This is a genomic window from Knoellia aerolata DSM 18566 (assembly GCF_000768695.1).
Taxonomy (GTDB): Bacteria; Actinomycetota; Actinomycetes; order Actinomycetales; family Dermatophilaceae; genus Knoellia; species Knoellia aerolata.
Map to the genome: position 1 here is coordinate 122,774 of NZ_AVPL01000004.1, position 11,273 is coordinate 134,046.

Genomic DNA, 11,273 nt, shown 5'->3' on the forward strand with positions numbered 1-11,273 from the left:
ATGCCGAAGCGCGACGACATCACGAGCGTCCTCGTCATCGGGTCCGGCCCGATCGTCATCGGGCAGGCCTGCGAGTTCGACTACTCCGGCACCCAGGCGTGCCGCGTGCTGCGTGAGGAGGGGGTGCGCGTCATCCTCGTCAACTCCAACCCGGCGACGATCATGACCGACCCGGAGTTCGCGGACGCGACCTACATCGAGCCGATCACGCCCGAGGTCGTCGAGAAGATCATCGACAAGGAGCGGCCCGACGCGGTGCTCGCGACCCTCGGAGGCCAGACGGCCCTCAACGTCGCCATCGCGTTGCACGAGAACGGCGTCCTCGAGAAGTACGGCTGCCCGCTCATCGGCGCGAACGTCGAGGCGATCCAGCTCGGGGAGGACCGCCAGCTCTTCAAGGGCGTGGTCGAGCGCTGCGGCGCCGAGAGCGCCCGGTCGGTCATCGCGCACACGATGGACGAGTGCCTCGCCGCCGCCGACGAGCTCGGGTACCCGATGGTCGTGCGCCCGTCGTTCACCATGGGCGGGCTCGGCTCGGGCTTCGCCCACGACGAGACCGAGCTGCGCCGGATGGCAGGCGCGGGGCTGCAGGCCAGCCCCACCACGGAGGTGCTCCTCGAGGAGTCGATCGCGGGGTGGAAGGAGTACGAGCTCGAGGTGATGCGCGACCACGAGGACAACGTGGTCGTCGTCTGCTCGATCGAGAACCTCGACCCCATGGGCGTGCACACCGGCGACTCGATCACGGTCGCCCCGGCGCTCACCCTCACCGACCGCGAGTACCAGCGGCTGCGTGACGTCGGCATCGCGATCATCCGCGAGGTCGGGGTCGACACGGGCGGCTGCAACATCCAGTTCGCCGTCAACCCGGCGGACGGCCGGATCATCGTCATCGAGATGAACCCGCGCGTCTCGCGCTCCTCGGCGCTGGCCTCCAAGGCCACGGGGTTCCCGATCGCCAAGATCGCCGCCAAGATGGCGATCGGCTACACCCTCGACGAGGTGCCCAACGACATCACCCGCGAGACGCCGGCCAGCTTCGAGCCCAGCCTCGACTACGTCGTCGTCAAGGTGCCCCGGTTCGCGTTCGAGAAGTTCCCCTCCGCCGACGACACCCTGACGACGACGATGAAGTCGGTCGGCGAGGCGATGGCCATCGGCCGCAACTTCACCGAGGCGATGCAGAAGGCACTGCGCTCCGTGGAGCAGAAGGGCTCCTCGTTCCACTGGCGCGACACGGCGCCGACGCGTGACGAGGCGCTCGAGCTCCTCACCGTCGCCGCCCGCCCGACCGACGGCCGCATCGTCACCGTCCAGCAGGCGATGCGCGGCGGCGCGAGCGTCGAGGAGACGCACGAGGCCACCGGGATCGACCCGTGGTTCCTCGACCAGATCGAGCTCCTCAACGAGGTCGCCGACGCCGTCGGCCGCGCGCCCGAGCTCACACCCGAGCTGCTCCGGCTGGCCAAGCGCCACGGCTTCTCCGACCAGCAGCTCAGCGAGATCCGGGGCATGCCGGAAGCGGTCGTGCGCGGCGTCCGTCACGCCCTCGGGGTGCGGCCGGTCTTCAAGACCGTCGACACCTGCGCCGCCGAGTTCGCGGCGCAGACTCCGTACCACTACAGCTCGTACGACGAGGAGAGCGAGGTCGCCCCGCGGGAGCGCGAGGCGGTCATCATCCTCGGCTCGGGCCCCAACCGGATCGGCCAGGGTGTCGAGTTCGACTACTCCTGCGTCCACGCGAGCTTCGCGCTTCGCGACGCCGGCTACGACACGGTCATGGTCAACTGCAACCCCGAGACCGTCTCGACCGACTACGACACGAGCTCGCGCCTCTACTTCGAGCCGCTCACGCTCGAGGACGTGCTCGAGGTCTACCACGCCGAGAAGCAGGCCGGCCCGATCGCCGGCGTCATCGTCCAGCTCGGCGGGCAGACGCCGCTCGGCCTCGCCCACGCACTCAAGGACGCCGGGGTCCCCATCGTCGGCACCTCTCCCGAGGCGATCGACCTCGCCGAGGACCGGGGCGCCTTCGGACGCGTGCTCGCGGAGGCGAAGCTGCCCGCACCCAAGCACGGCACGGCATACAACGCCGAGGAGGCCCTCGCGGTGGCGCGGGACATCGGCTACCCGGTGCTCGTGCGCCCGTCCTACGTCCTCGGTGGCCGGGGCATGGAGATCGTCTACGACGACGAGACCCTGACGACGTACGTCGACCGCGCGACCGCCGCGTCGTCCGGGCACCCCGTGCTCGTCGACCGCTTCCTCGACGACGCGATCGAGATCGACGTCGACGTCCTCTACGACGGCACCGAGATGTACCTCGGTGGCGTGATGGAGCACATCGAGGAGGCCGGCATCCACTCCGGCGACAGCGCCTGCGCGCTGCCGCCCGCGACCCTCGGCAACGCCGAGATCGAGCTGGTCCGCGAGAGCGCGCTCAAGCTCGCCCGGGGGATCGGGGTCGTCGGGCTGATGAACGTCCAGTTCGCCCTGGCCCAGGACATCCTCTACGTCCTCGAGGCCAACCCGCGGGCGTCGCGCACCGTGCCCTTCGTCGCCAAGGCGACCGGGGTGGCGCTGGCCAACGCCGCAGCCCGCATCATGCTCGGGGCCAGCATCCGCCAGCTGCGCGAGGAGGGCGTGCTCCCGCCGAGCGGCGACGGGGGGACCCTCCCGCCGCACGCGCCGATCTCGGTCAAGGAGGCCGTCCTGCCGTTCCACCGGTTCCGGCAGGCCGACGGGCGGATGGTCGACAGCCTCCTCGGACCGGAGATGCGCTCGACGGGCGAGGTCATGGGCATCGACACGACGTTCGGCCGCGCGTTCGGCAAGAGCCAGCTCGCGGCATACGGAGGACTCCCGGCCGACGGCACCGTCTTCGTCTCGGTCGCCAACCGCGACAAGCGGGCGATGCTCTTCCCGGTCAGTCGCCTCGTCGACCTGGGGTTCGACGTCGTGGCGACGTCGGGCACCGCGGATGTGCTGCGGCGCAACGGGATTCCGGCCAAGGTCATCCGCAAGATCACCGAGCGGGCCACCGACCACGTGGCGAGCGAGGCGCGCACGATCGCCGAGCTCATCCTCGACGGCGAGATCGCGATGGTCATCAACACGCCCACCGGGCAGAGCGCCCGGGCGGACGGCTACGCCATCCGGGCCGCCGCCAACGCGGCCGACGTCCCGCTCATCACGACGGTGCAGGAGTTCGCCGCCGCCGTCCAGGCCATCGAGGCGCTGCGCCGGGGCGACCTCACGGTGACGTCGCTGCAGGAGCACGCCCGGCACCTCGACCTCATGCAGGTGGGGGACAGGTGAGCCGGGAGTCCGGGGTCGTCAAGGTCGACGGCGAGGTCATCGCGACCCGACGGGTCGGCGCCTACCACCACCTCACCATCGTCGCGCCGGGCGTGGCCGAGCTCGCCCGTCCGGGGCAGTTCGCCGCGCTCGCGGTCGGCGGCCCGACGAGCGGGACGCTGCTGCGTCGCTCGTTCTCGATCCACAAGGTCAGCCCGTCCGGCACCTACGGCGGCACCCTCGACCTCGTCGTCGCCGCCAAGGGCGCCGGCACGCAGTGGCTCACCGGGCTGCGCGCCCACGACTCCGTCGACGTCGTGGCACCGCTCGGCCGCGCGTTCCCGCTGCCGACCGAGCCGGTGCCGTGCGTCCTCGTCGGCGGGGGCTACGGCTCCGCACCGCTCTTCTGGCTCGCCGAGGTCCTGCGCGAGCGTGGCTGCACCGTGGAGATGGTGCTCGGCGCCGCGTCCGAGGACCGGCTCTTCGGTGTCGTCGAGGCGCGACGGGCCGCCGACCGCGTCACGGTGACGACCGACGACGGCTCCGCCGGTCAGCGCGGGTGGGTCAGCGACGTGCTGCCCGAGGTCTTCCGTCGCACCGGCGCGCCGGTCGCCTACGCCTGCGGCCCCATGGGCATGCTGCAGTCGGTGACGCGGGTCGCCGCGGAGCACGGCGCCGTCGCCCAGGTCGCCGTCGAGGAGTCGATGGCCTGCGGGGTGGGCGTCTGCATGACCTGCGTCATGCCGGTCCGTGGCAAGGACGGCGTGACCTCGATGGTGCGCTCGTGCGTCGAGGGCCCGGTCTTCCGTGGGGACCGCATCCGCTGGGAGGCATTCCACGACGGTGTCTGCGGGGTCCCCGAGGACACGGTCGGCGCTCCGAGGACGGGGGGCCACTGATGGCGGTCGACATGTCGGTGACCTTCACCGGACGCACCCTGCCCAACCCCGTGATGACGGCGTCGGGCTGCGCCGCGAACGGGCGCGAGCTGCACCGCTTTTTCGACGTCGCGACGCTCGGGGCGTTCGTCACCAAGACGGTGATGATGGATGCCCGCTCCGGCCGGGGGACTCCGCGCATGGCCGAGACCGCGTCGGGGATGCTCAACTCGATCGGCCTCCAGGGGCCCGGCATCCACGCGTTCGTCCGCAAGGACCTGCCGTGGTTGAAGTCCGTCGGCGCCCGCGTGCTCGTCTCGATCGCCGGCAACACGGCGGGGGAGTTCGCCGACGTCGCCCGCGTCCTCGCCGACAGCGACGCCTTCGACTGCGTGGTCGGCGTCGAGGTCAACATCTCGTGCCCCAACGTGGCCAACCGCGGGCTCGTCTTCGCCTGCGACCCGCTCGCCTCGGGCAAGGTCGTCGCCCTGGTGCGCGAGCAGCTGCCGCGCGACGTCCCGATCTTCGCCAAGCTGACGCCCGACGTCACCGACATCGTCTCCATCGCCGACGCGGCGGTGAAGTCGGGCGCGACCGGGCTGACGATGATCAACACCCTGCTCGGGATGGTCATCGACACCGACCTGCTCCGTCCGCAGCTCGGCGGGATCACCGGCGGGCTGTCCGGGCCGTCGATCCGCCCGGTCGCCGTCCGGGCGCTGTGGCAGGTCACCGCCGCGATGCGGGAGGGCCGGGTCCAGCGGGTCCCGCTCATCGGGGTCGGCGGGGTCCGCACCGGCCGGGACGCCCTCGAGCTCATCGCCGCCGGCGCGACGTGCGTCCAGGTCGGCACCGCGACGTTCAACGACCCGACCGCCCCGCAGCGGGTGCTCACGGAGCTCACCGAGCTGGCCGGGTCCCACGGCGTCGACCGCATCACCGAGCTCGTCGGTGTCGCCCACGACAGGATGGTGGTCCCGTGACCCCCCAGCCCCAGCCCACCTTCGGCCAGCGGCTCCGGGCCGCGACGCAGGAGCACGGCCCGCTGTGCGCCGGCATCGACCCGCACCGGGCGCTCGTCGAGTCGTGGGGCCTCACCTACGACCTCGACGGCCTGAGCGCCTTCACCGCGACCTGCGTCGAGGCCTTCGCCGGGCACGTCGCGGTGGTCAAGCCGCAGTCGGCGTTCTTCGAGGCCTTCGGCTCCCGGGGTGTCGCGGTGCTCGAGGGCGCCATCGGGCAGCTGCGCGCCGCCGGCACCCTCGTCCTGCTCGACGCCAAGCGCGGCGACATCGGCTCGACGATGGCGGCCTACGCCGAGGCCTACCTCGGCGGCTCCGCCCCCGCCCCCGCCGACGCGCTCACGGTGAGCCCCTACCTCGGGTTCGAGTCGCTCCGGCCCGCGCTCGACACCGCCGCCGCGCACGGCCGCGGCGTCTTCGTCCTCGCCCTCACCTCGAACCCCGAGGGCAAGGACGTCCAGCACGCCCGGCTGGGCGCGCTGAGCGTCGCCGAGACCATGGTCCTCGGCGCCGCCGCGGAGAACGTGCAGGCACGCGCTGCCGGTGAGCTCGGCAGCACGGGCCTGGTCGTCGGCGCCACCGTCGGCACCGCCGTCCAGGAGCTCGGGCTCGACCTCGCCGCCGTCGGCGGTCCGCTGCTCGCGCCGGGCGTGGGTGCCCAGGGCGGCACCGCCGAGGACCTCAAGCGGGTCTTCGGCGACGCCCTCCCGAACGTCCTGCCGGCGAGCAGCCGCGACGTCCTCTCGGCCGGCCCGGACGTGGCGGGGCTGCGCGACCGGGCCCGGGCCACCAGCGACCGCCTGGCCACCCTCCTCGCCTGACGCGCCCGCCCACCCCCGCTCGAGCGGGGGGGTCCTGTGGGAGGGTCGCCTCCGTGGTTAAATCGATCGGAAGGCGTTGAGAAGCAGCGCCCGAGCCAGATCCACACGGAGGTCTTCCGCCATGGCACTGCCGCCACTGACATCGGAGCAACGCTCTGCCGCACTGGAGAAGGCAGCAGCGGCACGGCGCGAGCGGGCCACCGTCAAGAACCGCCTCAAGTACGCCCAGGGTGACCTCAAGGAGGTCATCATCGAAGGGAAGACCAACGACGTGATCGGCAAGATGCGCGTGTCCGCACTCCTCGAGTCGATGCCCGGCGTCGGCCGGGTCAAGGCCAAGGCCCTCATGGAGGAGATCGGCATCAGCGAGAGCCGTCGCGTGCGCGGCCTCGGGCAGAACCAGATCTCGGCGCTCCTCGCCCGCTTCGACAAGGCGTGACCGGCCCCTCCCGGCTCTCCGGCCCCTCCCGGCTCACCGTCCTCGCCGGCCCGACCGCTGTCGGCAAGGGCACCGTCGCGGCCCATGTGCGCGAGCACCACCCCGACGTCTGGCTGTCGGTCTCGGCGACGACCCGCCGCCCCCGGCCCAACGAGGTCGACGGCTGCCACTACCACTTCATGACCAACGAGGACTTCGGTCGCATGGTCGACCGCGGCGAGTTCCTCGAGTGGGCCACCGTCCACGGTCGGGACCAGTACGGCACCCCCCGCCTGCCGGTCGAGGCCGCGCTCGCGCAGGGCCGGCCCGCGCTGCTCGAGATCGACCTCCAGGGCGCGCGGCAGGTGCGCCGGACCATGCCGGACGCGCTGTTCGTCTTCCTGGCGCCGCCCAGCTGGGACGAGCTGGTCCGTCGGCTCGTCGGCCGGGGCACCGAGTCCGAGGAGGAGCGCGAGGTCCGGCTCACCACCGCGCGGGCCGAGCTCGCGGCGGCGGAGGAGTTCGACGTGACCATCGTCAACGACGACGTTCGGCGGGCCGCCGACGAACTCGTATCATTGATGCGCACCCCCAACCAGAAACGAGACTGATTCCGTGTCAGGCACCAAGGCCAACCCCATCGGCATCACCAACCCGCCGATCGACGAGCTCCTCACGCACGCCGACTCCAAGTACTCCCTCGTGCTCTACTCGGCCAAGCGCGCGCGCCAGATCAACGCCTACTACGCGCAGCTCCAGGAAGGCCTCCTCGAGCACGTCGGCCCCCTCGTCGACTCCGAGGTCTACGACAAGCCGCTGTCGATCGCCCTGCGCGAGATCAACGAGAACAAGCTCACCGCAGAGAAGATCGAGGACTGAGCCACCCGTGCGCGTCGTCCTCGGTGTGGCGGGCGGCATCGCGGCATACAAGGCCTGCTCTCTCCTGCGCCTGCTCGCCGAGGCGGGCCACGACGTCACCGTCGTCCCGACCGCCTCGGCCCTGAGGTTCGTCGGCGCCCCGACGTGGGCCGCGCTCTCCGGCAGGCCGGTGAGCACCGACGTGTGGTCCGACGTCCACGACGTCCCGCACGTGCGCCTGGGGCAGGAGGCCGACCTCGTCGTCGTCGCCCCCGCGACCGCCGACCTGCTCGCGCGGGCCGCCACCGGCCAGGCCGACGACCTGCTCACCAACGTCCTCCTCACCGCCCGCTGCCCCGTCGTCATGGCGCCGGCGATGCACACCGAGATGTGGGACCACCCCGCCACCCAGGCCAACGTCGCCACGCTCTCCGAGCGGGGCGTGCACGTCGTCCCCCCGGCCAGCGGCCGCCTCACCGGCAAGGACACCGGTCCCGGGCGGCTCCCCGAGCCGGAGGAGCTGTATGCCGTGTGCGAGCGCGAGCTGGCCCGCTCCGCCCGCGCCGCCGCAGCGTCCGCAACCCTGGTCGGGAACCCGACCACCTCTGCGGACGCCGGCCCCGCCGCCGCCGCAGCGTCCGCAACCCTGGTCGGGAACCCGACCAGGGTTGCGGACGCAAGCGGTGGCGACCTCGTCGGGCGGCGCGTCGTCGTCAGCGCCGGCGGCACCCGCGAGCCTCTCGACCCGGTGCGGTTCCTCGGCAACCGCAGCTCGGGCAAGCAGGGCCACGCCCTCGCCGTCGCCGCCGCCCAGCGCGGCGCCCGGGTCACCCTCGTGACGTCGGCACCGGCCGACCTCCCCGGCATCGACGTCGTCCCCGTCGAGACCGCCCTGCAGCTGCGCGATGCCGTCCACGCCGCCGCGGCCGACTGCGACGTCGTCGTCATGGCCGCCGCCGTCGCGGACTTCCGCCCGGCGAGCTACGCGCCGGCCAAGATCAAGAAGAGCCACGACGCCCCCGCCGACGGTGCGCCCGACGACTCGGCGCCCGTCATCGCGCTCGTGCGCAACCCCGACATCCTCGCCGAGCTCGTCGAGCGTCGCGGGGGAGCCGACAGCCCCGTCATCGTCGGGTTCGCCGCCGAGACCGGGGACGGGGACGGCAGCGTCCTCGAGCACGGCCGCGCCAAGCTCGCGCGCAAGGGCTGTGACGTCCTCGTCGTCAACGAGGTCGGGGAGGACAAGACCTTCGGGGCCGACGACAACACCGTGACGATCCTGCGACGCGACAGCGACGAGGGCGTCGAGGTGGGCCCGGCCAGCAAGGCCGTCGTGTCCGACGCGGTCTGGGACGTCGTCGCCGGACTCCTCTGAGCCCGCTGCCACGGCTCCAGTGCGTGGGCACCGGCCCCGATGCCCGCTTCGACCCGTAGGATTTGGGCGATCCGCGCCGTGGTGGCGCGAAGTCCCAGCTGTTGAAGGAGAGCCTTGGTGGCTGCACGCCTGTTCACGTCCGAGTCCGTCACCGAGGGGCACCCGGACAAGATCTGCGACCAGATCTCCGACTCCATCCTCGACGCGATGCTCGAGCAGGACCCGCGGGCTCGGGTCGCCGTGGAGACCATGGTCACCACCGGCCTCGTGCACGTCGCCGGTGAGGTGACCACCGAGGCCTACGTCGAGATCCCCAAGATCGTGCGCGACACGGTCCTCGGCATCGGCTACGACTCCTCGACCAAGGGCTTCGACGGCACCTCGTGCGGCGTCGAGGTCTCCATCGGCCAGCAGAGCCCGGACATCGCTCAGGGGGTCGACACGGCATACGAGAACCGCACCGGGGGCATCGACCCGCTGGACAAGCAGGGCGCCGGCGACCAGGGCCTGATGTTCGGCTACGCGTGCGACGACACCGCCGAGCTCATGCCGCTGCCGATCCACCTCGCGCACCGGCTCGCGGAGCGGCTGACCAAGGTCCGCAAGAGCGAGGAGCTCGCCTACCTCCGCCCGGACGGCAAGACCCAGGTGACGATCAGCTACGACGGCGACAAGGCCGTGCGGCTCGACACCGTCGTCCTCTCGACCCAGCACGCCGAGGGCATCTCGCTCGACGGGCTGCTCAGCCCCGACATCGAGAAGAGCGTCATCGGCCCGGTGCTCGCCGAGCTCGCCGAGGAGGGGACCGACCTCGACACGTCGAGCTACCGCTCGCTCATCAACCCCACCGGCACGTTCGTCATCGGCGGGCCCATGGGCGACGCCGGACTCACCGGCCGCAAGATCATCGTCGACACCTACGGCGGCATGGCCCGCCACGGTGGCGGCGCCTTCTCCGGCAAGGACCCGAGCAAGGTCGACCGGTCCGCCGCCTACGCCACCCGCTGGGTCGCCAAGAACGTCGTCGCCGCCGGGCTCGCCCGTCGCTGCGAGGTCCAGGTCGCCTATGCCATCGGCAAGGCCCAGCCGGTCGGCATCTACGTCGAGACCTTCGGCACCGAGACCGCGCCCGCCGACAAGATCCAGGACGCGATCCTCTCCGTGTTCGACCTGCGCCCCGCGGCGATCCTCGACGCGCTCGACCTGCTCCGCCCGATCTACAAGCCCACCGCGGCCTACGGCCACTTCGGGCGCACCGCCGCGCACGGCGTCACGAACGCGTTCACGTGGGAGCGCACCGACCGCGTCGAGGAGCTCCAGCGCGCGGTCAAGGGCTGAGCCCCGCCGTGCTCGCCCACGACGACGCCGGTGACGGTCCCGCCGTCGTCCTCCTGCACGCCGGCGTCGCCGACCGCGGGATGTGGGCCGCCGTCGCCGCCGGGCTGGAGGCGACGCACCGGGTGGTGCGCCCGGACCTGCGCGGGTTCGGCGACACCCCCCTCCCGGGCGAGGCGTACGCGGACGCCGACGACGTCGCCCAGCTGCTCGATGCCCTCGGCGTCACGGCGGCGACCGTCGTCGGGGCCTCGTTCGGCGGCCGCGTCGCGCTGGAGCTGGCGGCACGCCATCCCGACCGTGTCCACTCGCTCGTCCTCGTGTGCCCGGCGTACCGCGGGCTCGAGGTCACCGACCCTGCCGTCCTCGCCTTCGGGGACCGGGAGGACGAGCTGGTCGAGGCCGGTGACGTCGAGGCCGCCACCGAGCTCAACGTGCAGTTCTGGCTGGGCCCCAAGGCGTCGCCCGACGTCCGCGCCGACCTCGCCCGGATGCAGCGGCGTGCCTTCGAGGTGCAGCTCGCGGCGGGTCTGGTCGAGCCGGCACCCCGGCCCGAACGCGTCGAGGTGGACCCGACCGCGCTCCGTGTGCCGACCCTCGTCGTCGCCGGCGCCCACGACGTGGCTCACCACCGCGACGTCGCGACCCTGCTCGCCCGCGAGATCCCCGGCGCCGAGCTGGTCGAGCTCCCCTGGGCCGGGCACCTGCCGGCGCTCGAGCGGCCGGACGCCATGACGGACCTCCTGCTCGACCGCCTGGGTCGAGTGCCTGTCTCCACCGTCGACTAGTTTCGGCCGCATGGGCGAGGTCGGTGAGGGGACGCAGCTGGCGCTGATCCAGCCGTCGGCCCGCACCCGACCCACCAGGCGCGAGGGCGTGGCCGTCGCCGAGACCGACCCGGTGGCCTCCGTCCTCGTCGACACCGGCCTGGCCCACCTCGACCGCCCGTTCGAGTACCTCGTGCCCGCCGACGTCGCCGCGGAGGTCGTCCCGGGTGCGCGCGTCAAGGTGCGCTTCGCCGGGCAGGACCTCGACGGGTTCGTCGTCGCGCGGACCGCCTTCGCCGACCACGACGGGCACCTCGCGACGATCCGCCGCGTCGTCTCGTCCGAGCCGGTCCTCACGCCCGCGGTCCTCGCGCTCGTGCGGGCCGTCGCCGAGCGCTACGGCGGAGCGGTCGGTGACGTGCTCCGGCTCGCCGTGCCGCCCCGGCACGCCGCCGCGGAGAAGGCGCTGCCGGCGGAGGCGGCGGAGGCCGACGACGTCCCG

11 protein-coding genes are annotated in these 11,273 nt (G+C 72.6%); all 11 read left to right on the plus strand.

Annotation, left to right across the window (positions count from 1 at the left end):
- Positions 1–3,318 carry a carbamoyl-phosphate synthase large subunit gene (carB, locus tag N801_RS03455; RefSeq protein WP_035932806.1) on the plus strand — a complete coding sequence of 1,106 codons (3,318 nt, stop codon included), beginning with the start codon at positions 1–3 and terminating at the stop codon, positions 3,316–3,318.
- Positions 3,315–4,196, plus strand: a complete 882-nt coding sequence (locus N801_RS03460) for a dihydroorotate dehydrogenase electron transfer subunit (RefSeq protein ID WP_035932809.1) — start codon at positions 3,315–3,317, stop codon at positions 4,194–4,196. The genes carB and N801_RS03460 overlap by 4 nt, the downstream gene beginning before the upstream one ends.
- Positions 4,196–5,158 (plus strand): dihydroorotate dehydrogenase, encoded by a 963-nt coding sequence (locus N801_RS03465; RefSeq protein ID WP_035932811.1) that lies wholly within the window; start codon positions 4,196–4,198, stop codon positions 5,156–5,158. The genes N801_RS03460 and N801_RS03465 overlap by 1 nt, the downstream gene beginning before the upstream one ends.
- Positions 5,155–6,018, plus strand: a complete 864-nt coding sequence (gene pyrF, locus N801_RS03470; protein WP_035932815.1) for an orotidine-5'-phosphate decarboxylase — start codon at positions 5,155–5,157, stop codon at positions 6,016–6,018. Before N801_RS03465 ends, pyrF begins: the two co-directional genes overlap by 4 nt.
- A gap of 121 nt (positions 6,019–6,139) precedes the next feature.
- Entirely contained in the window at positions 6,140–6,457 is a 318-nt protein-coding gene (gene mihF / locus N801_RS03475; RefSeq protein ID WP_035932817.1) for an integration host factor, actinobacterial type, read from the plus strand.
- Complete coding sequence (gene gmk / locus N801_RS03480; protein WP_035932819.1) at positions 6,454–7,047, plus strand: guanylate kinase; 594 nt, start codon at positions 6,454–6,456, stop codon at positions 7,045–7,047. Before mihF ends, gmk begins: the two co-directional genes overlap by 4 nt.
- Before the next feature lie 4 nt (positions 7,048–7,051).
- Positions 7,052–7,315, plus strand: coding sequence for a DNA-directed RNA polymerase subunit omega (gene rpoZ, locus N801_RS03485; protein WP_035932822.1), 264 nt, complete (start codon positions 7,052–7,054; stop codon positions 7,313–7,315).
- A gap of 7 nt (positions 7,316–7,322) precedes the next feature.
- Positions 7,323–8,669 (plus strand): bifunctional phosphopantothenoylcysteine decarboxylase/phosphopantothenate synthase, encoded by a 1,347-nt coding sequence (locus tag N801_RS03490; RefSeq protein WP_035932825.1) that lies wholly within the window; start codon positions 7,323–7,325, stop codon positions 8,667–8,669.
- Between the two features lie 117 nt (positions 8,670–8,786).
- Positions 8,787–10,007: a methionine adenosyltransferase gene (gene metK / locus N801_RS03495; RefSeq protein ID WP_035932827.1), complete on the plus strand. Its 1,221-nt coding sequence runs from the start codon at positions 8,787–8,789 to the stop codon at positions 10,005–10,007.
- A gap of 8 nt (positions 10,008–10,015) precedes the next feature.
- Positions 10,016–10,792, plus strand: coding sequence for an alpha/beta fold hydrolase (locus N801_RS03500; protein WP_035932829.1), 777 nt, complete (start codon positions 10,016–10,018; stop codon positions 10,790–10,792).
- Positions 10,793–10,802: 10 nt separating this feature from the next.
- Positions 10,803–11,273: primosomal protein N' family DNA-binding protein (locus N801_RS03505; RefSeq protein WP_035932831.1), on the plus strand; the 471-nt coding region annotated here is incomplete at its 3' end.

Coding starts and splice junctions, on each gene's coding strand:
- mihF (WP_035932817.1), top strand. CDS start 6,140: ATGGCACTGCCGCCACTGACATCGGAGCAACGCTCTGCCGCACTGGAG.
- N801_RS03465 (WP_035932811.1), top strand. CDS start 4,196: ATGGCGGTCGACATGTCGGTGACCTTCACCGGACGCACCCTGCCCAAC.
- carB (WP_035932806.1), top strand. CDS start 1: ATGCCGAAGCGCGACGACATCACGAGCGTCCTCGTCATCGGGTCCGGC.